The sequence below is a fragment of the Thermotoga sp. genome, from assembly GCF_021162145.1.
Classification (GTDB): Bacteria; Thermotogota; Thermotogae; order Thermotogales; family Thermotogaceae; genus Thermotoga.
The window spans coordinates 1-23,505 of the sequence record NZ_JAGGZH010000149.1; the positions used below are offsets into that span (position 1 = coordinate 1).

Annotated in this window: 23 protein-coding genes and 2 tRNA genes; 3 read left to right on the plus strand and 22 right to left on the minus strand. The window is 47.3% G+C overall.

Annotation, left to right across the window (positions count from 1 at the left end; translation table 11 throughout):
* The 15 genes from J7K79_RS09075 to J7K79_RS09145 form a co-directional block, all read right to left on the minus strand.
* Positions 1-728 (minus strand): FtsW/RodA/SpoVE family cell cycle protein (locus J7K79_RS09075; protein WP_296907902.1); only part of this gene is annotated, 728 nt, incomplete at its 3' end.
* Positions 729-794: 66 nt separating this feature from the next.
* A complete protein-coding gene (locus J7K79_RS09080) occupies positions 795-1,664 on the minus strand; it encodes a hypothetical protein (protein ID WP_296907839.1) in 870 nt (289 codons plus the stop codon).
* Between the two features lie 14 nt (positions 1,665-1,678).
* Entirely contained in the window at positions 1,679-1,999 is a 321-nt protein-coding gene (locus J7K79_RS09085) for a hypothetical protein (protein WP_296907841.1), read from the minus strand.
* On the minus strand, positions 1,996-3,702 hold the full coding sequence (locus J7K79_RS09090) for a GspE/PulE family protein (RefSeq protein WP_296907843.1): 1,707 nt from the start codon (positions 3,700-3,702) through the stop codon (positions 1,996-1,998). Before J7K79_RS09090 ends, J7K79_RS09085 begins: the two co-directional genes overlap by 4 nt.
* A complete protein-coding gene (ftsZ, locus tag J7K79_RS09095; protein ID WP_296907846.1) occupies positions 3,703-4,758 on the minus strand; it encodes a cell division protein FtsZ in 1,056 nt (351 codons plus the stop codon). It lies immediately after the preceding gene.
* Positions 4,759-4,774: 16 nt separating this feature from the next.
* Positions 4,775-6,025, minus strand: coding sequence for a cell division protein FtsA (locus tag J7K79_RS09100; RefSeq protein ID WP_366932613.1), 1,251 nt, complete (start codon positions 6,023-6,025; stop codon positions 4,775-4,777).
* A gap of 1 nt (position 6,026) precedes the next feature.
* On the minus strand, positions 6,027-6,581 hold the full coding sequence (locus tag J7K79_RS09105; RefSeq protein WP_296907853.1) for a DUF4894 domain-containing protein: 555 nt from the start codon (positions 6,579-6,581) through the stop codon (positions 6,027-6,029).
* A gap of 4 nt (positions 6,582-6,585) precedes the next feature.
* Positions 6,586-8,496, minus strand: a complete 1,911-nt coding sequence (gene gyrB / locus J7K79_RS09110; protein WP_296907855.1) for a DNA topoisomerase (ATP-hydrolyzing) subunit B — start codon at positions 8,494-8,496, stop codon at positions 6,586-6,588.
* Positions 8,477-8,782, minus strand: coding sequence for a DUF721 domain-containing protein (locus J7K79_RS09115; RefSeq protein ID WP_296907857.1), 306 nt, complete (start codon positions 8,780-8,782; stop codon positions 8,477-8,479). Before J7K79_RS09115 ends, gyrB begins: the two co-directional genes overlap by 20 nt.
* Positions 8,779-9,552: an aminotransferase class IV gene (locus tag J7K79_RS09120; RefSeq protein ID WP_296907860.1), complete on the minus strand. Its 774-nt coding sequence runs from the start codon at positions 9,550-9,552 to the stop codon at positions 8,779-8,781. Before J7K79_RS09120 ends, J7K79_RS09115 begins: the two co-directional genes overlap by 4 nt.
* Positions 9,553-9,559: 7 nt before the next feature.
* Positions 9,560-10,864 (minus strand): tRNA (N(6)-L-threonylcarbamoyladenosine(37)-C(2))-methylthiotransferase MtaB, encoded by a 1,305-nt coding sequence (mtaB, locus tag J7K79_RS09125; RefSeq protein WP_296907863.1) that lies wholly within the window; start codon positions 10,862-10,864, stop codon positions 9,560-9,562.
* Positions 10,861-11,313: a CBS domain-containing protein gene (locus J7K79_RS09130; RefSeq protein ID WP_296907869.1), complete on the minus strand. Its 453-nt coding sequence runs from the start codon at positions 11,311-11,313 to the stop codon at positions 10,861-10,863. The genes mtaB and J7K79_RS09130 overlap by 4 nt, the downstream gene beginning before the upstream one ends.
* Positions 11,314-12,273, minus strand: coding sequence for a 1-phosphofructokinase family hexose kinase (locus tag J7K79_RS09135; RefSeq protein ID WP_296907871.1), 960 nt, complete (start codon positions 12,271-12,273; stop codon positions 11,314-11,316).
* 28 nt (positions 12,274-12,301) lie between these two features.
* The gene (locus J7K79_RS09140) at positions 12,302-13,006 is read right to left on the minus strand and encodes an ATP-binding cassette domain-containing protein (RefSeq protein WP_296907873.1); all 705 of its coding nucleotides are present in this window, start codon (positions 13,004-13,006) and stop codon (positions 12,302-12,304) included.
* On the minus strand, positions 12,975-13,145 hold the full coding sequence (locus J7K79_RS09145; RefSeq protein WP_296907875.1) for a hypothetical protein: 171 nt from the start codon (positions 13,143-13,145) through the stop codon (positions 12,975-12,977). The genes J7K79_RS09140 and J7K79_RS09145 overlap by 32 nt, the downstream gene beginning before the upstream one ends.
* Positions 13,146-13,269: 124 nt before the next feature.
* On the opposite strand from J7K79_RS09145, the gene J7K79_RS09150 reads away from it, so the two are divergent.
* The 3 genes from J7K79_RS09150 to J7K79_RS09160 all read left to right on the plus strand — a co-directional run bounded on the left by J7K79_RS09150 (position 13,270) and on the right by J7K79_RS09160 (position 16,361).
* Positions 13,270-14,241 (plus strand): radical SAM protein, encoded by a 972-nt coding sequence (locus tag J7K79_RS09150; protein ID WP_296907877.1) that lies wholly within the window; start codon positions 13,270-13,272, stop codon positions 14,239-14,241.
* Between the two features lie 80 nt (positions 14,242-14,321).
* Positions 14,322-15,770: a radical SAM protein gene (locus tag J7K79_RS09155; protein ID WP_296907880.1), complete on the plus strand. Its 1,449-nt coding sequence runs from the start codon at positions 14,322-14,324 to the stop codon at positions 15,768-15,770.
* Between the two features lie 15 nt (positions 15,771-15,785).
* On the plus strand, positions 15,786-16,361 hold the full coding sequence (locus J7K79_RS09160; RefSeq protein WP_296907883.1) for a TetR/AcrR family transcriptional regulator: 576 nt from the start codon (positions 15,786-15,788) through the stop codon (positions 16,359-16,361).
* A gap of 12 nt (positions 16,362-16,373) precedes the next feature.
* Here the strand turns inward: J7K79_RS09160 and pheT are convergent, their stop codons facing one another.
* The 7 genes from pheT to J7K79_RS09195 form a co-directional block, all read right to left on the minus strand.
* On the minus strand, positions 16,374-18,740 hold the full coding sequence (gene pheT, locus J7K79_RS09165; RefSeq protein ID WP_296907885.1) for a phenylalanine--tRNA ligase subunit beta: 2,367 nt from the start codon (positions 18,738-18,740) through the stop codon (positions 16,374-16,376).
* A gap of 14 nt (positions 18,741-18,754) precedes the next feature.
* On the minus strand, positions 18,755-19,732 hold the full coding sequence (pheS, locus tag J7K79_RS09170; protein WP_296907888.1) for a phenylalanine--tRNA ligase subunit alpha: 978 nt from the start codon (positions 19,730-19,732) through the stop codon (positions 18,755-18,757).
* A gap of 34 nt (positions 19,733-19,766) precedes the next feature.
* A tRNA-Ser gene (locus tag J7K79_RS09175) sits at positions 19,767-19,855 on the minus strand.
* A gap of 26 nt (positions 19,856-19,881) precedes the next feature.
* On the minus strand, positions 19,882-21,069 hold the full coding sequence (locus J7K79_RS09180) for an iron-containing alcohol dehydrogenase (RefSeq protein ID WP_296907891.1): 1,188 nt from the start codon (positions 21,067-21,069) through the stop codon (positions 19,882-19,884).
* A gap of 43 nt (positions 21,070-21,112) precedes the next feature.
* Entirely contained in the window at positions 21,113-22,315 is a 1,203-nt protein-coding gene (locus J7K79_RS09185; protein ID WP_296907897.1) for a solute carrier family 23 protein, read from the minus strand.
* A 55-nt stretch (positions 22,316-22,370) separates the two neighbouring features.
* Complete coding sequence (locus tag J7K79_RS09190; protein WP_296907900.1) at positions 22,371-23,096, minus strand: WecB/TagA/CpsF family glycosyltransferase; 726 nt, start codon at positions 23,094-23,096, stop codon at positions 22,371-22,373.
* Positions 23,097-23,143: 47 nt separating this feature from the next.
* Positions 23,144-23,230 (minus strand) — tRNA-Leu (locus J7K79_RS09195).
* Positions 23,231-23,505: the final 275 nt, after the last annotated feature.

Genomic DNA, 23,505 nt, shown 5'->3' on the forward strand with positions numbered 1-23,505 from the left:
CCCAAAAACCCGAACTCTTCTCCAATGACAGACACGATGAAATCCGTGTGCGAGACAGGAACGTACCCCATCAAATTTGCCCTTCCCTTCATGTAGCCCGTCCCAAAGAACCCGCCGGCTCCGATCGCGTGTATGGACTGAATTACGTTGTAAGAGTAACTCTTTCCGTATTCTTCGGGATTGAGAAAAGAAAGAATTCTTGCCCTTTGATAGTCCTTCAAACCAAAAAAGAAGAACACCGGAAGTAAGATCACGACGATCAGCAGAAGAACAAGGAGGGGCCTCTTATCGACCCTAGATGACAGAACGGCAAAAAACCAGATCAACCCCAGAGAAAGGGCGGTGCCAAGGTCTGGCTCCAGAAAGACGAGAGCCGCAGGAACAAGGGTGAGAAAAAGACTTCTCCAAAACCACCTTCTTTCCAGAAGATACGGAAGCAGAACAATGAGGGAAAGTTTTGCTAGATCCGAAGGTTGAAAACTGATCCACGCTACTTTAAACCATCTCTTGGAACCACCGATTGGAGTTCCCTTCAAAAGGAGAGCCAATAACAAAACAACAGAAACCGTATACAGCACCACGGATAATCTTCTTATGGTGCTGTCTTTTACAAAAAGAATCGAGATCATCAGTGAAAAACCCATAACATCCCAGATCACCTGCTTTGAGAATAGGGATTCACGCTCTCCATAAGTGGCACTTCTCAGGGAAATCAGCCCAAACACCATCAGCACACCTACAACAACCACAATGAACCAATCGATCCTCTTGTTCTCGTACGGAATGATTCCACCTCACTCGGAGGCGATTATCTCCATCTCTTTTACGAGTCTATCATCCTCGCTCTCCACTACCACAACCATTTTGTACGTTCCAGGTTCGTCAAACTTTATCAAATCGTACGCCGTCGTTTTGAAAATCTCCCTGGAGGAAAATCCGTCTAGGGTTATTCTGAACTCGTCCGATCTGGAGTAGGAAAAAACGGGTTCTTTTCTGGTGATGACGATCAGGACGTTTTTCAAGACAAAGTACTTTCTCCTCTTTTCTTCGTTCAAAAGTTTTACAGAAAAATCGTATCTTTCACCGACGTTCATGAATTTCGGTCCTTCAACCACTAAAGTGGTTCCGCTCAGCTTTTTCTGATACTCCCCGGTCACGACCAAGGGTAAGAAGCGCTCCATGGTACCTTCCTCAGTTTCCAGCTCCAGATCGATAACGTAATTTCCCGGCTTTTCGGGGGCAGAAAGACTTTCTCTGTAAAGCTCCACTGTTTCCATGGACTCTACTCTGAACGTTTTTTCCACCATCGTTTTCTTTTCAAGCATCTTCTCATTTCCTTTCAGGACTTTCAAAACCGCACTCCTCGCCGTTATATTCCTTTGCCTGGAGCTGATGTTTTCGAGGTAGACCGAAAAATCGATACCTTCGTATGGAAAGTAAAAGTCCTTCAAGTTACCAACTTCGAGCTTCCACTCCTCAATGACCGTCACGATCTTTCCTATGGTCACCCTCTGACCATTTACCCTCACGGAGACCGTTGCCAAGTAGTCTCCACCGCTCAAATCAACCAGTTTTACTTCTCTTGCCAGGTCGAAGACCAGCACACTCTCGAAGGCGTCAAGTTCCCTTTCCACCCGCTGTGGAAAGTGAAACTCGTATACCACACTGTTTCCCTTTTTCACAGAGAATAGAAATCCTCAAGGACAAGCTTTCCTTTTCTTCTCTCTCTGTTGTAGACCTTCACACTGATGTCGAGAGGCTCGTTCGGGAGGTACGATTCCTTTGACGATATCACTATCTGAAACTGTCCAGCGACACCTTCTGGTCTGCTTGTGAAAAAAGCCTTCGTGAAGAAGAAAAGGAAAATTACGATAGCGAGGTTCACAACAACAATGAAATTCACCCTGCGGCGAATCCTGTTCCTTCTTTCTCTTTCTCTTCGTTCCTTTTCTTCATCTGACCTCTTCCAATCTTCAGGGCTTCTGGAGAAGTACTTCATGGCGGGGTGGTCACCCTGAACACTTCTTCGAGACTTGTCAAACCCTGGGCCACCTTTTCAAGGGCATCTACGAACATGGGGCGCATGCCTTTCTCCACGGCGTGTCTTGCGATCTCCATCTCGCTGGCCCTTGAAGATATCAGCGTCCTCATCTCCTCATCGACTATCATAACTTCTCCTATGGCCATTCTGCCTCTGTACCTCATTCCTCTACAGGCAGGGCATCCCTCCTCAGAAGGGTAGTAGATTTGGTTGGGTACCTCCCCGAGGAATCGTTCGAAATAGAACTTCGACTTTTCATCTTTCACTTCTCCCGAAACCTTGCATTCGTTGCACAATCTCCTTATCAATCTTTGACCTATGACTCCTATCAGAGAGGTACCAAGGAGGTGTGGATCTATTCCCATCTCCATGAGCCTGGACACGGCACCCGCTGCTGTGTTGGTGTGCAACGTGCTCAAAACCAGATGACCCGTGAGAGAAGCCTCAACAGCAAGCTGAGCGGTTTCTGTGTCTCTGATCTCACCGACCATGATGATATCGGGATCCTGCCTCAGAAATGCCCTCAGGTATCGAGCAAAGGTGAGTCCTATCTCCGGAAAAACCTGGCATTGAGTGACTCCTTCGATTGTGTACTCCACAGGGTCTTCAGCGGTGACGATGTTCACGCCTTCGCCTTTCAAGTGATTTATCATGGCCACAAGAGTCGTTGATTTTCCACTCCCGGTGGGACCTGTAACGAGAATAATACCGTACGGTTTTTCTAGAAGAGAGAGTATCCTCCTGTAGTTATACTCACTGTATCCGAGTTCCTCCAAACGCCTGTTTGCAGCGGACACTTTCAGAATCCTCATCACAACCTTCTCACCGAATGTAGACGGCATGGTCGACACCCTGAAATCATACTGCTCTCCACTCTTTATCGTGTAGAATTTCCCGTCCTGGGGTAGTCTCCTCTCTGAAACATCCAAACCGCTCATGATTTTGATGCGTGCCACAACAGAATTGTGCTGCATTTTCTGATACTCCAGAACCTTTCTCAAGACTCCATCCACCCTGAATCTCACCCTTACTGTCCTCTTCATCGGCTCGATGTGGATGTCGCTCGCTCCCATCTCTATAGCACGGTTTATTATGTTGTTGACGAGACGAACGATCGGAGCCTCTTCTATTACTGTTTCCTCTGATTCCTCGGCCTCCTCTTCCACCTGACCTTCAGCTTCTTCTATTGTGACGTACGGCTCTTCGAAAAGCTCAAGTGGCACACCCAGTACGTAGGTCTGGTACAGCATGGAAAAATCTCTGCTTGCGACCAGGTAGATCTCTGGATTCTTCCCCGTGAGGAAACGAACCTCTTGCCTTATTCTTGGAATGTTCGTTCCGTTGTCTGTGACGACGACAAGGGTACCATCTTCTTTTTTGTTGACGGGAATGACGTGGAGAGATTCTATGATGTTCTTGGGAAGAGATCCAACCACGTTGAGCGGTATGTTCTTCGGGAGATCCCTCAAAATCGGTGCATCGTATTGTTCACTCAGAGCTTCAAGCAGCTGATCTTCCGTGATGTAACCCAATTCCACCAATACTTCCCCTAGGGGTTTCTTCAGTTGTTTTTGTATCTCGAGTGCTTTTTCTAGCTCTTCCCTGGTTATGAATCCCTTCTCGACCAGTATCTCCCCCAGTTTTCTGTACCTTCTTAGCATTTACAGAAGTCCCTCCAGGCCGTACCTGTATATGGCGGGAATATCACCTTCTGGGAACAGGATCTTGTCCTCATCCGGGAACCTGGTGGCTATAAAGATCACGCGTATCTCATCGTCGGGGATTTCATCGTCGAAGATGAGTCCGAACTTCACGTCCGCATCTTCACTGCTGTTCTGTCTTATGATCATAGCAGCTTCGTGTACTTCCTCCATTCTGATGTTGCTGGGAGCCGTTATGTTGAAGACGATGGAACTGGCGTTCTCGACAGGGTGCTCTATCAACTTACTTTCCATGGCCTTTTTAGCCGCTTCCCTAGCCCTTTGTTCACCCTTTCCAACTCCTATACCAAGGAGTGCCGCTCCTGCATCCTTCATCACAGACTCTATGTCCGCAAAATCGAGGTTTATGTAACCTCTTTTCGTTATGAGCTCTGAGATACCCTTCACTCCCTGGTGCAAGGTTTCATCCGCCTTCAGGAAAGCATCCTTTATCCTTACGTCCCTTGGAAGTTCTTCCATGAGCTTGTTGTTGGAGATCTTTATGAGAGTATCAACGTGCTCTCTGAGTTTTTTCAATCCTTTTATTGCCTTGTTCAACCTCTCCGGACCTTCGAAGTAGAAAGGAGTGGTGACGATAGCCACCGTCAGAATTCCCATTTCCTTGGCTGTTCTGGCTATGACCGGCGAGGCCCCCGTTCCCGTTCCACCACCGAGCCCTGCGGTTATGAAAACCATGTGGGTGTCCTCAAGGACCTCACGGATCTTTTCCTCGCTTTCCTTGGCTGCTTCTTCACCTATTTCCGGTCTTCCACCGGCACCGAGTCCACGCGTGATGTTTTCCCCTATCTGTATCTTGACATCGGCGTTGGAGGCTTCGAGGACCTGAAGGTCTGTGTTCACAGCAACAAACTCAACACCGTGTATTCCTATCTCTATCATCCTGTTTATAGCGTTGTTCCCCGCTCCTCCGACTCCTATGACCTTTATTCGCAGGTTGTTTGCCTGGGGTATGTTCCTACTCTCTTTCTTTCTCTCAACATCAAGGTCAAAGCCCATACTTCTAACCTCCCGATCACTCCATCAGTTCCTTGAACAGCCTGAGAATCTTTCTGAAGGGATTTTCACGTTTTGCCGGTGCTTCCTCATAGGGATTTTCCATCGACGAGAAGACGTTCCCGAAGGCAGCAGCAAAAGAAGGATCATAGGCAGCTTCGTCTGAGTTGACGATCAGTGGCTTGTCGGAGTTCGCATAGCACCCTGTTCGCACAGGAGCCCTGAACACCTCCGTCGCCAGATCGTTTATCCTGGGAATTTTGGCACCCCCACCCGATAGAACGACGCCACCAGGTATACCTATCTCTCCCTCTTCCATTATCTTCGCTTCTACCTCTCTGAAGACCTTCTTCGACTTGCTCATTATCTCCCTGAGGCGAGCGTGTATGATGACGGCGAGTTTTTTCACGTTCGTAGTTTTTACCGTGTTTCCATCCAGTCCTCTGTACTGTATCTCTTCTTCATTGAGATCGCTGTAGACAGCGTTGCCGTAGGTGATGATCAATCTTTCCGCTTCTTCGAAAGACGTGTCCAGGACCGTGGAAACGTCTTTGATCACGTGCCTCATACCGACGGGAACATAAGCGATCTTTATGGGAACACCGTTCTTGTAGGCTATCAGACCTGTGAAGTTATAACCCAGGTTCAAAACCACCACTCCACGATCCTTTTCTGATGAGGTGAGAACACCTTCTGCTGTGGAAACAAGAGAAGACCTCAGCTGAAAGGGACTCTTCACTATATCCTGAAGGAAGTTGTAGAACATCTCGTAGACTCTCAGAGGAATTACTATGGAGGTGTACTCAACGGTGATCTTCGATGCTCTCATGTCGAGAGGGTTGAAGACAATTCTTTCATCATCGAGAAGATACCTCTTGGAGAAAAGATGGAGGGGCTTTTTCCCATCCTCCTCCAGCTTTCCCAGAGCTTCTGCCTGCATCTCTCCGAGGATGTCCAGGTTCATCACTCGCTTGTCTTCTCCGAACTCTTTCTCCGCCACAACATCCTTTCGTTCGAAATTCACACTGCTGAAAGATATGATGAAATCGCTTTTCAAAGATCTTTGGATTTGCTCTTCCAGTTCTTTCAAAAGCGTGTTCACAGATTCTTTGAAGGCGATTGCATCCTTTATCTCTCCCTCGTCCAGTCCCCTGGATTTCACGCTCGAGTAAGCGAGTGCCTCCCATTCCTGATCATGCTTTCTCAGGACCAGTCCCTTTATGTACCTGGAACCTATATCTATGGAGGTGAAAAAGGCAGCTTTCGGCAAGTCAATCACCCCTTATTTTTATCAGAATTCCACCGTCTGCTAGAAAATACTCGCTTTTCGGTTCGAGGAGATCGATCTGTGTCTCTAATATCCGAAAATTGTTCGCAAGATCCTGCCACTTCTTGAACGAAACCGTTACCCCTTTGATCAGGGTCACCTTCCTCGATTTAAAGAAAACAGCCGAGACCAAGGAACTTTTCAGAATAGGTTTCAAAAAGTTCAGGATTTTTTTTTCTTCCCTCGAAAGCTGCAACCCTTCTAGCTTCACTTCCAGAAATAAAGGATAAAACTTGAAGAACTCTTTACTCGAAACAGAGGCAATCAAACTACCATCGTCGGAACATAAATAGTAATTGCCATCACTGAAGACGATTCCAACCACTTTTCTCGAATCTATTATAATACTTTTTTTGGGAATGTTAAAATTTTCTATCAAATTATGTGCAATTCCTCCTGGAACAACTACCGGTTCCACGGGATTCAAAGAAAGAATTCTCATGAAGAAAAAAGCGTACATCGCCACAATCACCATTAGAACGATTCTCAAAGACCTCATAGCTTCAAATATCGAGTTCTTTTACCTTCAGGGCATGCCTTTCTATGAATTCCCTTCTGCTCGCCGGATCGTTCCCCATGAGGATCTCAAAGAGTCTGTCAGCCTCTTCAGCGTCCTCTATGGTCACTCTTATTATCTTCCTAGTCTCAGGGTTCATGGTTGTTTCCCACAGCTGCTCTGGATTCATCTCTCCGAGTCCCTTGTACCTCTGTATCTCCATTTTCCTCCCCTCGAACTTCTTCCTGTATTCCACCAACTCCAAATCGCTGTACACGTAGAACTCCTCTTTTCCAACTTTTATCCTGTACAGTGGAGGAAGCGCTATGTGGATCCTCCCCTCTTTTATCAGTGGCTTCATGTACCTGTAAAAAAGCGTCAGAAGCAGTGTTCTGATGTGAGCACCGTCGATATCGGCATCCGTCATGATGATTATCTTCCCGTAGCGCAACTTGTTCTCGTCGAAATCGTCTCCTATTCCGGTACCCACCGCAACGATTATGTCACTGATCTGTTCGTTCTTCAACAGGCGATCCAGAGAAGATTTTTCGACGTTCAGAATCTTTCCTCTGATCGGAAGAACTGCCTGGAACACTCTATCACGAGCCTGTTTGGCGGATCCGCCAGCAGAGTCACCTTCAACGATGAAAAGCTCGGTGTTTTCACGATTCGAGGAACTGCAATCCGCCAGCTTTCCAGGGAGGGTAGTACTCTGAAGTACGTTCTTTCTCCTCACCATTTCCCTTGCTCTTCTTGCCGCTTCTCTTGCTTGCTTTGTGCTCAGTATCTTCGATAGGATCGCTTTGATAAGTTCCGGACTGGCGTCGAAAATCCTCTTTAACTCTTCCCTCATCACTCTGGTTACGGCTTCTTTCACTTCTTCATTACCAAGCTTCGATTTAGTCTGTCCTTCAAACTCTGGATTCTTCACGTAGACACTCACGACGGCGGTCAGTCCTTCTCGTACGTCATCCCCCTGGAAAGAATCTCCATTTTTCAAGAAATTGTGTTTTCTTCCATATTCGTTCATCAACTTTGTGAGGATCGTCTTGAACGCTGTAACGTGTGTTCCCCCGTCGACAGTCTTTATAGTGTTTGCAAAGGAAACGATCTCTTCTGAGTAAGAATCAGTGTACTGGAAGGCAATCTCCACGATCACCTCGTCTTCTCTGTCCTTGACCCTGACTTTCTCCGTTCTCTTCAGGTATATCACGTCATGAAGGGTTCTTTTACCACGGTTCAGATACCTCACGAATTCCCTCAAACCACCATCGAACTTGAATGTCTTTTTCTCCTCGTTTATTCTGTCTTCGAATTCTATTTTCAATCCCGGCACGAGAAAAGCGATTTCTCTCAACCTGTGTTCAAGTATATCGGGATCGAACTCGATTTCAGAGAATACGAGAGGATCTGGTTTGAATCGAACAACCGTGCCGTGCTTGTCCGTCTCACCAATTACCTCAACGGGAGTGACCGGCTTTCCCCGTTCGTACCTTTGCCTGTGAACCTTACCGTCCCGGTGAACTTTCACCTCAAGCCATTCAGAAAGTGCGTTCACCACAGAAACTCCTACACCATGAAGCCCACCGCTTATTTTGTAGGAATCCTTGGAGAACTTCCCTCCTGCGTGCAGAACGGTGAAAACCACTTCCAGAGCACTCCTGCCCTCTTCTGGATGCACGTCGATAGGGATACCCCTTCCGTTGTCTTCAACCTCGACACTACCGTCCCCATAGAGAGTAACTTTGATCCAATCACAGTAACCGGCGAGTGCCTCATCAACACTGTTGTCAACCACTTCGTACACAAGGTGGTGCAAGCCGCGCTTTCCCGTGGATCCAATGTACATTCCGGGTCGCATTCGGACAGGTTCCAGTCCTTTCAAGACCTTTATACTTTCAGCTGAGTACTTCTCCATTGATCTTTCCCCTCCTGAACACCATGTCTCTGAACACTATCTTTCCTGCCTTCTCGTTGAGCATGTGAAGAATCTTGTCTTTCTGAAAAGAAAGTTCGGTCAGCCACAACGAATCATCACAGACAACATGAATAACTCCGTTTGCCACCTTCTCTACCGCCGTGTGCCTGGCGATGAGAGGACCTACCAGTCCTTCCCAATCCATCAGAAGCATTCTCATCTTTAACTCGGAAAACAAAGGGTTTTCACTTGCAAGTTCCTCGAATAGCTTCCCAAAAGGCTTCACGTTCCCACCCAGTTTTCCTCCAGACTCAAAACAAAAGGTTCGAAGTTTTCCATCAGTGTCGCTGTTATGGGGCCTGGTTCTTCTTCAAAAAACAGGTGATCGTTCAGCCTCTTTACGGGTACAATTCCTACGCTTGTGTGAGTCAAAAACATCTCGTCTGCTTCAAACAATTCCCAGACCCATACGAGCCGTTCTTCCAGAGGGATCTCCAGTCTTCTTGCAAGTTTTATCACGTTTTCCCGGGTTATCCCGTCGAGGATTCCAGAATCGATGGAAGGAGTGACCAATTTTCCTTCCTTTATCAGGAAGACATTGCTAAAACTTCCTTCACAGATCTGGCCATTCAAACCTATCAGAATCACATCGTAGCATTCTCCTATTTCTCTTCGAGCAAGCAGAATATCCGTTCTGCCGGTTATCTTCAAACTCGGCGGTGTAGAAAGATCAGGGATCCTTCTGACACTCGATATCTTCACATCGACTCCCTCTTCGACGTTTGGAACGTTCAAGGGCGAAAAAACAAAGAATGTTTCACCGGATCTCACAGAAAGGAACACCTTTATTCTACTCTCGCAGTCGAGCTGCTGAGCACCTTTCTTCAGTATGTCGACAAATTCCTCGAACGTCATGGAAAAGGGAATATCAAAAAAAGAAACAGCTCTTATCAACCGATTGTAGTGTTTGTAGGCAGCGAAAGGGATTCTGTTGTATGTTCTTAAGGTTTCGTAAGCGAGCCCCTGGGAAACCTCCTCGAACATTTCGTAGTTCAAAAGAAAATCATCCGTGTGAGTGAACCGCCCTTTCCACCAAATCAGCACGACAGGAGATCACTCCTTCTTCCGAGAGAGACTTCACCTTTACATCGTGGAACATCCCTACGCCGTCGCCCACGAATTCGTGTTTCACGTAATACTCGTCGTAGCCCGAAAGCACACCCTTTGCGATGTACCATTCGGCGAGCACTCTCCTTCTCTTGTTCACCATTCGTTTCTTGTATTTGTGAGACACCTCCTTCGATTTTTCCCTTAAAATTTTCATGCGCTCTTTCTTCTTATGTTCGGGAACGGCATCGGTGAAGGTGCTCGCTGGAGTTCCAGATCTGGGAGAATATCTGAATATGTGAACCCTACTGAATTCAACTTCCTCTAGGAGTCTCATGGTTTCCAGAAAGTCTTCATCCGTCTCCCCTGGAAAGCCAACGATGATATCCGTCGTTATGGAAAAATCGGGGTTGATACTCCTCAATTTTTCCACCACTTTCAGGAAGTCAGAAGAACTGTATCGTCTTCCCATCCTCCTCAAAATCCTATCCGACCCACTCTGAACAGATATGTGAAGATGTGGACACAATCTGGTGTTGACCTGGAAGGCTTCAACGAGATCGTCTGTTATATCCTCTACGTTCAAGGAGCTGAGGCGCACTCTGTAATCGCCAGGAACGTGTTCTATGATCTTCAGAAGGTCGACCAAAGTAGCCCCGACGTCCTTTCCATACTTTCCAAGGTTGACACCGGTGATGACGATTTCCTTATATCCCCTCATCACCATCTTCTCGAACTCTTCTTTGAATATCTCCAGAGGCTTGCTCCTCACTTTCGTTCCGCGCGCAAGCCTTATAGCACAGTAAGTACAACAGTTATCGCATCCGTCTTCCACTTTTATGTAGGCTCGGGTTCTATCCTCAAAGCTTCCCTTCACCTTCTCGTAGACGGGGCTGTCGGGGGCTGACACCACCACCTTTTGCTCCCCGTTCAGGGAAAGAAGATGATCAACTATGTTCTTTTTCTCAGATATTCCCAGAACCATGTTTACGGGAAGTTTCTTTGCCTCCTCAGGAAAGAGCTGTGCAAAACATCCCGTGAGGATTATCTTTGCATCTTTGTTCTTCTTTCGTATGCTCCTAATGAGCCTTTTGACTTTCCTCTCCACTTCCTGTGTGACCGCACAGGAGTTTATTATGTAGTAAGAAGCCTCACCGGCCGGCAGAACGGTGTAGCCAGCCTTTTCCAGTTGTTCAGCCATGTATTCACTTTCGTACTGGTTTACCTTGCACCCAAAGGTCTCGATCCTCACCGCTTTCATATCTCTAACTTCCCCTCCGAAACCACTCTCAGAATATCTATCCTTCTGACGATCCCAACGAGTTGCATACTATCATTGACTACCGGAAGAGATTTGAAACCGTGTCTTATGAGGTAGTCCGCCGCCACTATCAAGGGATCGTCCTCCTTCACCACGATGGGTGGTTTGCTCATGTACTCCGATATGGGTTTGTCCTTTATTTTGACCACATTTCTGATCAACTGGTTGGTGTCTGGTATGAAAGAAGCGGACCTGAGAAGAGAGAAATAACTGGGAACCAGGGCTTTTATCAGATCGCTTTCACTAACGAAGCCCACGACTCGCATGTCGTAATCGACAACTGGTATTCCTGAAAGATTCTGTCTTGACAGAAGTTTTATAACCGTCTCCACAGCTTCGTCCTCAAAGACAGCGGATATATCATAAATAACGGCATCTTTCACTCTCATTTACTTCACCCTCTCCACGGTGAAGTGATCGTATTCTTTCTTTATCGCCTCAAGATCCGGCATGTATTTTTCTTTTCGCCTGGTTGCAGCCAGTGCGGAAGCAAAACCAAACTTCGCCATCTCCAAGAAATTCGCTCCGTGGACGACAAAATAGTAAACCATTCCCGCCACGTAAGCGTCTCCTGCACCAAGCAGATGCGACGTGTCTATCTCCTCTCTTGATCTTATGATCCACACGCCGTCTTTCGTGGCAACTATGTCGCTCTTCACCTCATAAGAAACAACTGCGACCTGCGACTTTTCCACGATCTTTTCCGCGAGTCGAACATGATCCTCAAACGTTTTAAGCTCCATACCAAAGGGTGTTACGTGGTTTCCCCTCAAATCCGGCTTCACCACGTTTGGATACTCCGGACCTGCCAACATTTTCTCGAGCAATCTAGGGATTTGTTCCACGAAGACGAAGATTCCCTTCTCACGAGCGAGTTTCACCAGCTCGTTGCAGACGCTCTCACTTACTCCGAGTGGGATGCTTCCAGAAATAACCACACAATCGACCTTCGAGAGAGTCATTTTGTACCTTCTCAAGAAATGATTCAGGTCAGCTTCGCTGATCTCCGGACCGGGAAAATTTATGGCCGTTATGGTTCGATTCTTTTCGTCTATGATCTCTATGTTCTCCCTCGTCTCTCCATCTACATAAACAAAGTTCGTCGTGATCAGGTTTGATATTCTTCGCAACTCTTCAACGAGAATCCTTCCCATGTGACCTCCCACGAATCCTGTGGCTATGGAAGGGACACCGAGCTTTGAGAGGGCTATTGAAACATTTATCCCTTTTCCGCCCGGTGTCATCTGTGTTCTGGTCAGATCCCTCAACCTATACAACCTGTTCACCTGGAAGTCATCTATGAAGATCTCCCGGTCCAGCGCGGGATTGAGCGTGACGGTCAGTATCATAGGATCACCCCGTTCGTAAAGTGATTTCTCACATTTTCAAAACAAAATCCCTAGGGCTTCCCGCATAATTGATTCTACCATCATTCAGTATCACCAACAAATCTGCAATGTAGAGAAACCTCTGGAGGATTCGGGTGGAAATGACGAAGGTTCTTTTCTCTCCCATCTCGAAGAACGTGTCGATGATCCTTTCGAGATTCCTGTCGTCAAGGTGATCTAACAGGCAATCCATCAGTATGATTTCGGGTTGTTTCTGCTCCAATATGAAAAGAAGGAGGGATATCTTTTCGGCGGGAGAGAAGACAGAAAGGGGAGTCTTGCGTCCCAACGTTAACATTCTCAATACGCCAAGATCATCTAACCTTTCAGAGAACTCCTCGAGGTCTATCTTCTTTTTCAAACTCAGCCCTAGAAATTCGTCGAAGTTGTAGTGATTCATAGCATCAATGAAACTCGTATCAAGGTACAGAGCTTTTTTCCTCACGTAAGTGTCATCGAGATCCTTCACGTCCTGACCGAGGAAATAAACCGTACCACTCTCCAAGGCACCTTCCAGTATTTCATCGTTCAGTTTGACAACCGCCCGAAGGAGGGTGGATTTACCGGATCCCCGAGGTCCATACAGGATGTTCATCCCTTTAACAAAAGAAATAGTGACATCATTTAAAATGTCCTTTCCGCTCACGGAAACAGAGAAATGATCAAACCTTATCGGAGATCTTTCGTCTTTCATCGTTCTCTCTTTCCTTCTTCCCGCCAAATCCCAGGCGTCTCTTTATTTCCTTTAGAGCATTCTCGTCTCCGCCTGTCATCATCTTGAGGAGGTCTATCTGCGAAAGCACTCTAGGATTCTTAGATACCCTTTTTCCCAAGCAGCATCACCTCACGATAAATTTTATTCCCAAACTTTTAATTAGACTTGTAAGGATCATTACAATTAGAAACCTCCCCTTTTGAATCGATCTCAGGAGTTAAAATCTACCTGGAGGTGATTGAATGCGAAAACCACCGTTCATAGTAGAGTACGAGTTAACTACAAGATGCAATTTCAGATGCAAGCACTGTTATTGCGAGGCGGGAGAACCCCATCCAAACGAACTGAGTTTCGAGGAGATAAAGGAACTAATGATCGACGTGAAAGAGCTGGGAGTGTGGGCTCTCGATCTTGTGGGAGGTGAGCCTCTTCTCCACCCGAGGATTTTCGATATACTCGCCTTTGGTAAAGAGATAGGTCAGAAGCTCATGATAAACACGAACGGATCTCTTGCCACCAAAGATGTAGTTCGGAAAGTAAAAAAAGCCAATTCAAGCGTGTTGGTAGGCGTCTCATTGGAAGGTCCAGATCCTGAGATAAACGACTACGTGAGGGGCAGAGGTAATTTCGAAAGGGCGCTTGAAGGCATCAGAAACTTTATAGGTGAGGGTTTCCAGGTCACGATACTCAACGTGATAAACAGGATAAACTGGAGAAAGTTTGAAGACATGGTGAAGCTGACCTTGCAACTGGGTGCCAGTGCCCTGTATGTGGACAGGTTCATCCCAGTTGGAAGGGGAAGGTTCCACGCAAAAGAACTGGACATGAATCCCGACGAGTGGAAGGAAGCTATAAGCTACGTTCTCGGTATTGTGGATGCTTACAAGGGCCAGCTGACGTTCTACGTTGAAGAATCCATTTCTGGTGCTTTCTGCTCTGCTGGCATCACCCATGCTTCAATACTTGTTGAGGGAACTGTTGTACCCTGTGGACATTTTAGATACAGTAAAGAATACTACATGGGAAACGTACGTGAAAGGAAATTTTCCGAGATATGGAACGAATACAAACCTCTGCCTTCTCCGTCGTCCTGCTTGACGTGTCCGATTTTGAAAGAGTGTGGTGGAGGGTGCAAGGCATATTATTTACTGAGAGGATACGAAAAAGATGAAGCTATCTGCGCGATAAATCTGTCCAGGCACAACATAAAGTAACAAATACGCAAAGTGTATTTCATGTTGTGGGCATAGAATATTTTACCGACCGGTAAGTAAAAAAAGATGGAGGTGATTCAATGCCAGTAGGTGGAATCAAAGGGATGATCTACCGGCAGGCAGGAAAACTCGTCAGCTCTTTTGTGAAAAACACCGAGGTGGAAACGCTGGGAAAGATATTCGGAACCCTGAGTATGTTCACGAAAGAGCCATCGAAGAGTGGCCTCAGGAAGCTCGCAGACCTCGCAAAAGAGAGACATCCGATGGTGATGTCATGGGTCAACATCTTCAAGAAGGCGAGTCCAAAATGCGTGGAAGGGGTTATAAACAACCTGATCATCAACGAGTTCGCACTCGGGGAACCAATAAGACAGGAGAAGATGCACGAGTACAGAACAGTCCTTCCGAAGCTCATTGTTCTGAGTCCCACCTATGCTTGTAACCTGAATTGCGTAGGGTGTTATGCAGGACTCTACGGCAGGAAGTATGAGCTTTCCCATGATGAAGTCAGGGACATCCTGAAACAGGCCAACGATCTGGGAATATTCTTCTTCATCGTTACTGGTGGAGAGCCATTCTTCTGGCCACATCTGATGGACATTTTCGAAGAGTTCAAAGACAGTTACTTCCTCGTTTACACCAATGGAACTCTGATAAAGGAAGAGACAGCAAAGAGGCTGGCAGAACTCGGAAACGCGACACTCTCTATCTCAGTGGAGGGGTTCGAAACGGACACCGACTGGAGAAGAGGAAGAGGCATTTTCAAAAAGATTCTCGAAGCATGGGAAAGGCTGAGAAGATACGGTGTGATCTTTGGAGCCTCCGTAACGGCAACCAGGATGAACCACGAGACCCTCATGAAAGACGAATTCTGGGACTTCCTCGAAGAGCAGGGAGTTTCTTATGTCTGGGTGTACCAGTTCATGCCGGTTGGGACGAACCCATCCATGGATCTTGTTCCCACTCCCAAACAGAGGTATGAGAGATTCCACAAACTCGAGCAGCTCAGACTCAGTGGAAGGTTTGCCTTCGTCGCCGATTTCTGGAACCATGGATTCCTTACGAACGGATGTCTTGCGGCGGGAGCCAAGTACCTCCACATAAATGCGAAGGGCTATGTGGAACCTTGCGTCTTCCAGCAGTTCGCCGTCGACAGCATTCGCGAGAAAAAGCTCATCGATATTCTAAGATCACCGTTCTTTGAGGCCTACAAGAGGATGATTCCTTACAGCGACAATCTCTTTAGACCGTGCCCAATCATAGACAATCCGAAGGTGTTCAGAGCTATGGTTAAAGCGTTCAACGCAAAGCCTCAACATGAGGGTTCCGAGAGAATCATCACCGAACTTGCACCCGCACTTGACAAACTCGCCGCCGAATGGAAGAAGTATGCTGACAAGCTCTGGTACGAGGAAGGTTACTCTGAGATCTACCCCGCAAACAGAGGTGTTTACAACTACGAAGTGAGAATGAGAAGATACGCGGACAAGGAAAAGCTCCTCGCGGTGGACAAACGCTACAGGAACTGACGTGGAGGGGTCAAATTGGGTTCCGAAACGAGGAGAAAAATTCTAGAAGCGGCAAAGAAGGCGTTTTCAAAGTACGGGTACGACGGTGTTAGCATGGAGGAGATCGCACGGGAAGCGGGTGTGAAAAAGGCACTTATATACTACTACTTCCCAAGCAAAGACAAGCTCTTCGAAGAAGTCTGGAGAGAAGCCCTAGAGGAACTGGAAAACCATCTCTTTACAGTCACAAAGGAGACGAATTCTTACTTTGCCAAAATTAAAAAGTTTCTGAAATCTTACGTCGATTTTGTGCTGAACAAATCGGTACTGAACGAGATAATAGAAAAGGAGAAGATGATGATCCGCTTCAAAGAGGGGGAGAAATGGTCGGTTCTGAAAGAAAGATATGAGAGCTTTATAAAACGGGTTGAGAAACTGATAGAGGAAGGGAAGAAGCAAAACTACGTACCAAAGGATCTGGATTCGCGAGCCGCCGCAGAACTCATTGTCAATTCAATGGGGGATGTTCCAAAAGACAGAAAATTGCTTCAAAGCATACAGGAGATGATTCTCAAAGGACTTTTGAACACAAAAACAGAAGAGGGGCGATAGCCCCTCTTTTTTTCAAAATCTTTTTTTCACGCCGAATTCTTCTTCTGCACGCTGAACCATCTTTTCGAAGATCTGGTTCACTTCTTCGTCTGTTAAGGTCCTCTCTGGATGCCTGAATATCACGTAGAAGGTAACGCTCACCATATCCTCTGGGACACCCCTTCCCTTGTAAACGTCGAACACCCCCACTTCTTCTACGAGAGGTTCTCCGACTTTTCTGAAGAGATTCAGGATCTCGAGTGATCTGAATCCCCTTGGAAGCAGGAAAGAAACATCTCTTCGAACGGCCGGGAACTTCGGTGTGGGTCTGTAAACGGGCCTTTCCGAAGCAAGCTCTCTGAGCAATTCTAAGTTGATTTCAAAAAAGTATGCCTCTTCCTTAACATCGTACTCGTCGAGAAGCTTCGGATCGACCATTCCCACAAATCCCAGCTCTCTGCCCGCAGAAAAGATGCGAGCTGTTCTTGTCGGGAAAAACCCTTTCAGCCCCGTTTCCCTGTACTCAACACATACCCCGTATCTCTGAAACAGCTCGTCCAGTACCCCTTTTATTGTATAAAAAGATACCTTCCGCTTGTCAGTGTAGTCATCAGGGTTTTCCAATCCACAGGCCACAGCCGATAGTGTCTCAACTTCCCTGTACCTATCGTTTTCTTTGAAATAGATCTTTCCGATCTCGAAGAGCTTTAGGTTTCTGTTTTGCCTCTTGAAATTCTCAGAGAGCACCTGGATCATGCTGTGAAACTGAGTGTTTCGCATTACGTCCATATCCGAAGAAATGGGATTTATGAGAAAAACCGGTTCTCTTTCCACAACAGGCCATCTTTTCATCTTCTCGGAGCTCACAAAGGAAAAGCTCACGATTTCATCGAATCCCATACCTTTCATGAAGCGGGAAATTTCTCTTCTGAAAAGCTGCTTTTCGTTCCAGCCGATGTTTACAGCAGGCAGGCTTATGACTCTGGGATTTATCTTCTCGTAGCCGTTTATCCTTCCTATCTCCTCGATCAGGTCTATCTCTCTTTCCACGTCCGGCCTGAAGGTGGGAACCACGACCTCGTATCTATCTCCTACGCTTTTCACCTGAAACTCCAGGCGTTCGAGTATCCTGTCTGCTTCTTCTACTTTCAAACCCAGAATCTTTTCAATTCTCTCTTTCCTGAGGAACACCTTCTTCGGTTCTATCTTTCTGGGGTACACATCCCAGAATTTTCGAAGCACAACACCCCCCGCAAGTTTCTGAATCAGTTCTGCAAGTCTCAAAGATACCAGATCTGCATCGTTAGGATCGACCCCTCGTTCGAATCTGTAGGACGATTCGGTGATGATTCCAAGGACTTTGGACGTCCTCCTTATTCTCACCGGTTCGAAATAAGCCACCTCGAGAACAAGATCCCTTGTGTCATCGCTTACTCCCGATTTCATACCACCCATGATACCACCGAGTGCTAAGATGTTTTCCCCATCGGTTATCAGCACTTCTCCACCCTTCAGCTCGTACTCCTTCTCATCGAGCAAAAGAACCTTCTCTCCTCCGTTTGCCGTTCTTACGACTACTCTGGCGTTTCCAAAACGTGCCAGGTCGAACGCATGAACGGGATGGCCGAGTTCAAGCATCACGTAGTTGGTCGCATCGATCACGTTGTTCAGCGATCTAACACCCGCCGCAACGAGCCTTGCTTTCAACCAGAGGGGAGAATCCTTCACAGTGACCCCTTTCATTATACGAGCAGTGTACCTTGGACAGCCTTCAGCATCTTCTACGATCACATCGAAAGGAACATCTTCATCTACAAACGAAACCCTGGGAGAAGGTTTCCTCAGAGGCCTCCCACTCAGGGCGGAAAGTTCTCTCGCCACTCCCAGGATGGAAAGACAATCCGGCCTGTTCGGGGTGATTTCAAGATCGAGTACTCTCTCATCCAAACCGAACTCTTCTATCACGTTCACACCCAGATCCACCGGTTCTGGAAAACGGTATACACGGTCAGACTTCTCCTCCAGCCCCAGTTCCTCAAGCGAGCACAGCATCCCCTCAGATACGACTCCTTTGAACTCGCGTGGTTCGATCTTCACTCCGTTGTTCAGCGTGGCACCTTCCAGAGCCAGTATCACGTAGTCCCCTTCCTTCACCGTTTTGTCGGCCGTAATGACGGTGTACACTTTCCTAGCGGTGTCTACCCTGCACACAAGGAGTTTGTCGGACCTAGGATGTTCGAATCGCTCCACCACCTTCGCCGTGACGATTTCACCGGATACGTTGAAGGGCTTCAGAATGTCCTCTACACTCGTGCCGGAGAAGGTAAGTCTTTCTGCTATTTCCTCTATGTCCCAGTTCAGATCTATGAATTCTCTGAGCCATAATTCTGGTACCCGCACTCGTCACACCCCCATCAGTAGCTACTGAGGAATCTCACGTCGTTTCTCACAAATTCTCTGATGTCTGTGATACCGTACTTCAGCATAGCGATCCTTTCAACACCCATCCCGAACGCGTACCCCGTCCACTCTTCTGGATCGTATCCCACATTTAGGAACACGTTTGGATCCACCATTCCCGCTCCGAGTATCTCCAGCCATCCATAGCCAGAGAGATACACATCTACCTCGAAGCTCGGCTCTGTGAAAGGAAAGTAACTCGGTCGCAGACGAATTTTGGTGTTCTCTCCGAACATTCTTCTGGCAAACTCCTCAAGGGTAAACTTCAAGTGTGCCACGCTTAGGTTCTTATCGACATGCAATCCTTCAACTTGGTGGAACATGGGAAGGTGTGTCGCATCGTAGTCTCTTCTGTAAACCTTCCCCGGCGATACGATGGCAATGGGAGGTTTCCTTTCCAGCATGGTTCTTATCTGGACAGGAGACGTGTGGGTACGCAAAAGAAGGTCACTCGTGATATAAAACGAATCATGTTCATCGCGAGCCGGATGCCACTCCGGGGTGTTCAAAGCGTCGAAGTTGTGCCAGGTTGTTTCTATCTCCGGACCTTCCACCACATCGAATCCCATGGAAATAAAAATCCTTTCTATCTCTTCCATCACCTTCATTACAGGATGAGAATGCCCTACCTTCCTTCTGGCTCCTGGTACTGTAACGTCCACTCGCATTTTCTCCATTCTCTCTCTTTCAAGGAGCACCTCTATCTGCTTCTTTTTCTCTGAGAACAACCTCTCCACCTTCTCTCTGAGTTCGTTCACTTTCTTTCCGTAGGCAGGCCTTTCTTCGGGAGGGAGATTTTTGAGGTGCTTCAGTAAACTGGTGATCTTTCCCTTTTTTCCGAGAAATTCCACCCTGAACTGTTCCAGCTCCTGAGCGTTTGACACTCTTCCCAGCTTCTCAATCGCTTCCTTTTCGACAGCTTCGACCTCCATTTTTCATACCCCCTGGTTTTCATTATACAAAAAATGGCGGAGGCGGTGGGACTCGAACCCACAAGGGCCTTGCGGCCCACCGGTTTTCGAGACCGGCTCCTTAGCCAGTTCGGACACGCCTCCGCGCCTTACTTATTATATCATTTATTTCATTTCGCAGCTATTTTCAATATCTCTCGAACGTCTTCTCTGTCTAGAACTTTTACCTTACCCAGTGTGGCTCCCTTTGGCTTCAGATTTTTCTCCACAAGGAGCATCACGTTGTCCACTATTTTCTCAATGTCCTCCTCCGGGATACCAGCATCCCTGAGAGTCACAGGGGCTCCCACCTTCTTAAGCCAGTTTTTGAATGAGTCTATACCTCTCAGAATGAGATCCTCACCTTCTCCTTCTAGGTTGAAGATCCTTTTTGCGAACCTTTCGAACTGATGAATATTTTCCCTGTACACGTACCTCATCCACGCTGGGAAAACGATCGCCAGGCCCGCACCATGAGCGATGTCGTAGAGAGCGCTCAATGAATGTTCTATCCTGTGACACGACCACTCTCCACCCTTTCTTCCAACTGCCATAATTCCGTTGAGAGCTATGGTCGCGCACCAGGCGAAATTGGCCCTTGCCTCGTAATCATCTGGCTTTTCAAGGAGCTTCTCCGTCATCTTCATAATGGTCCTGATGGTGCTTTCTGCTATTTCGTTCGAGATCTCCGGGCTGCTCCCATCGAAGTAGTACTCCAGTATGTGGGCGATGGCATCCACCGCCCCGTACACCGTTTGCTCTCTGGAAAGGGTCGATTGAACAGAGGGATCAACTATAGAGACCTTTGGATAAAGGGCCTTCGAACTCACACCGTACTTTTCGTTCGTTTCTTCGTTCGTTATGACGGCGTTTCCGTTCATCTCCGTTCCCGTGGCAGAGATCGTCAGTACATCGAAAATGGGAAGTGCTTCTTTTATCACGTATTTCCCAATGAAGGCATCCCAGATATCACCTTCGTAAACCACACCAGCTGCCACGGTCTTTGCTGAGTCAACAACACTTCCTCCACCAACTCCAAGAACTGCTTCCACTTTTTCCTTTCGGGCGATTTCGATCGCCTCGTGCACCTTAGAAAGAACAGGGTTCGGCTTGACACCGGAGACCTCTACCCAGTCTACTCCGTATCTTTTGAGAGACTTCACCACCTGGTCATAGACACCGTTTCTTTTTATAGACCCACCTCCGTAGAGAAAGAGTACTTTCTTTATTCCAAAGTTTCTTATCTCCTCGCCTATCCGAGGTATTGTTCCTTTCCCGAAGATGAGTTTGGTTGGGTTGTGAAACACGAAATTTTCCATTCTTCATCACCTCCTATGTTCAGAATTCTAGTACATCTTCTTTTCAATCTCTTTTCGGAAGAATCAAGTTCAAAGCTATCCCCACAAGTGCGGCAAGCCCTATTCCTTTGAGTTCGATTCTTCCCACCTTCAAAACGGCTCCTCCTATACCAGTTGTGAGCATCAGGGCGGCGATCATCAGGTTCCTGGGCTTGGAAAAATCTACCCTTGCGTTCACCATCGTTCTTACCCCAACGGACGTGATCATACCGAACAGAATGAGACTCACTCCGCCCATGACTGCTTCTGGGATCGTTTGCAAGATCGCACCGAATTTGGAAACGAAAGCAGCGAATATGGCAACGAGGGCAGCACCCCTTAAAACGGACGGATCGTAGACTCTCGTGAGCGCCAGTACCCCCGTGTTCTCACTGTAAGTGGTGTTCGCCGGCCCTCCAAGAAGACCCGCAACCGCTGTGGCCAGTCCATCACCGAGGAGAGTTCTGTGAAGCCCCGGTTTGTCGAAGAAATTCTTTCCAACGACCGCCCCATTCGTGGTGATGTCTCCAAGATGCTCCATGAACGTGGCTAGCGTAACGGGAACCACCATGAATATCGCACCGTAATCGAACTTGGGAAGCATCACCTTCGGCACACTGAAAAGAGGTGTGTTCAGAATGGCAGTAGTGTCTATTTTTCCCATCACAAGTCCTATAACATACCCAACGATCACACCTGTTATCACAGGTATCATACTGAAGAAACCTCTTGTCATCGTGGCAACAAAAACCACAGTGGCAATGACCACGATCGCAAGGGGCCAATCCTTAGACGCCATTCGAATGGCAACGGGACTGAGAGTAAGACCTATCACCATTATCATGCCTCCAGTGACAACCGGTGGAAGGAGTTTTTTTATCTTCTCGGGACCCACGATCTTCACTATTACCGCGTAGAGCACATAGAAGAGCCCTGCAACGAATATCCCGCCAGTCGCATAGGCCAGGTTCCCGTACATCTCTTTTACTGCCAGAACGGGTGCTATGAAAGCAAAACTCGAACCGAGAAAAACAGGTACTATTCCACCGGTTACGAAGTGGAATATGAGGGTGCCTATACCCGCTGTGAGAAGGGCCACAAGGGGATCAAGTCCTGTTATCAAAGGAACCAGTACAGTGGCTCCGAACATGGCAACGAAATGTTGCAGGGCAAGTAAAAACCATCTCCAGCCACTGACTTTGGTGACGGCAGTGCCCTCGAACTCCACAAGAAACACCTCCCAATGTTTAAAAATAAAGGCTCTTCAAAAGAGCCTTCGGTTTCTATTTTTTCAGTTTTTCTCTTAAAACCAAAAAGACGAATTTCAAGACCTGAAAGGGGACCTTTCTTTTGCTGACAGGGGACTGAAAAAAACGATACAACCACTCAAGATTCATTCTCTGAACCCATTTTGGAGCTCTCTTCTTCTTTCCCGATATGACATCTATGGATCCCCCAACACCCATGGCAAGTTTCACTTTCAATCTGGGAAGATGTGCGTGTACCCACTTTTCCTGACGGGGAACTCCCATCCCTACGAACAGAAGGTCGGTGGATCTTTCGTTTATATCCCTCACCACCCTTTCTGATTCTTCTTCCCGGAAGAAACCATGGTGATATCCCACAACATTCACGCCAGCTTTTTTCAGCGAGTCAGCCGCCCTTCTGACAATTTCCTCTTTTGACCCAAGAAGGTAAATCCTCCAACCGGTTTCTCTCGATCTGTCACAAAGACACTTCATTATCTCTATACCCGGAAGTCTTTCTGTACGATTGCCCGTGAGGAATCCTATCGCCCAGACCACGCCGGATCCATCGGGTACGATCAAATCGGCAGAGTCGATGACAGTGCGGTACTCTTCGTCTTCTATTGCTCTCAGGAGAATCGAAGCGTTCATGGTAACCACGAATGTCTTCTTTTTCTTCTCTACTCTTCTTTCAATTTCGTTCAAAAATTCGTCTCTTTTTCCACAGAGGATCTTTGTTCCGAAAAGGTCAACTTCTTTCACCCCGTTTTCCTCCAAAAAAAAGCGGAGGGAAAACCTCCGCTTTCCTGTGGTGCCGAGGGCGGGACTTGATCCCGCACGGGGAACTCCCCACTTGTTCCTGAGTCATGCGCGTCTGCCAGTTCCGCCACCTCGGCACGCCATTCCGTCTGAATAGTTTAGCATTTTCAAACGCCGACGTCAAGAGGTGCCGGCGGTGTTACAAAAATTCTTGTGAAGGGGGAGAGATCTCGAGATGAAACAAGATAAGACGATATAAAAATGAGCAAAAAATATGCCACATACATGTTGCAGGCAAGAAACCTCACAAGAGCCAACACCATAGCCATATCTTCCCTGCACGCTGCATCATACCTTTCCTTTGAGATTCCCAAACAATCCTTCTATCTCACTTCTTTCCTCGTATTCCTCC

Coding starts and splice junctions, on each gene's coding strand:
- J7K79_RS09150 (WP_296907877.1), top strand. CDS start 13,270: ATGCGAAAACCACCGTTCATAGTAGAGTACGAGTTAACTACAAGATGC.
- gyrB (WP_296907855.1), bottom strand. CDS start 8,496: ATGGAGAAGTACTCAGCTGAAAGTATAAAGGTCTTGAAAGGACTGGAA.
- J7K79_RS09090 (WP_296907843.1), bottom strand. CDS start 3,702: ATGCTAAGAAGGTACAGAAAACTGGGGGAGATACTGGTCGAGAAGGGA.
- J7K79_RS09085 (WP_296907841.1), bottom strand. CDS start 1,999: ATGAAGTACTTCTCCAGAAGCCCTGAAGATTGGAAGAGGTCAGATGAA.
- pheS (WP_296907888.1), bottom strand. CDS start 19,732: ATGGAGGTCGAAGCTGTCGAAAAGGAAGCGATTGAGAAGCTGGGAAGA.
- J7K79_RS09180 (WP_296907891.1), bottom strand. CDS start 21,069: ATGGAAAATTTCGTGTTTCACAACCCAACCAAACTCATCTTCGGGAAA.
- J7K79_RS09130 (WP_296907869.1), bottom strand. CDS start 11,313: ATGAGAGTGAAAGATGCCGTTATTTATGATATATCCGCTGTCTTTGAG.
- J7K79_RS09155 (WP_296907880.1), top strand. CDS start 14,322: ATGCCAGTAGGTGGAATCAAAGGGATGATCTACCGGCAGGCAGGAAAA.
- ftsZ (WP_296907846.1), bottom strand. CDS start 4,758: ATGGGCTTTGACCTTGATGTTGAGAGAAAGAAAGAGAGTAGGAACATA.
- mtaB (WP_296907863.1), bottom strand. CDS start 10,864: ATGAAAGCGGTGAGGATCGAGACCTTTGGGTGCAAGGTAAACCAGTAC.
- J7K79_RS09135 (WP_296907871.1), bottom strand. CDS start 12,273: ATGATACTGACCGTCACGCTCAATCCCGCGCTGGACCGGGAGATCTTC.
- J7K79_RS09140 (WP_296907873.1), bottom strand. CDS start 13,006: ATGAAAGACGAAAGATCTCCGATAAGGTTTGATCATTTCTCTGTTTCC.
- J7K79_RS09105 (WP_296907853.1), bottom strand. CDS start 6,581: ATGAGGTCTTTGAGAATCGTTCTAATGGTGATTGTGGCGATGTACGCT.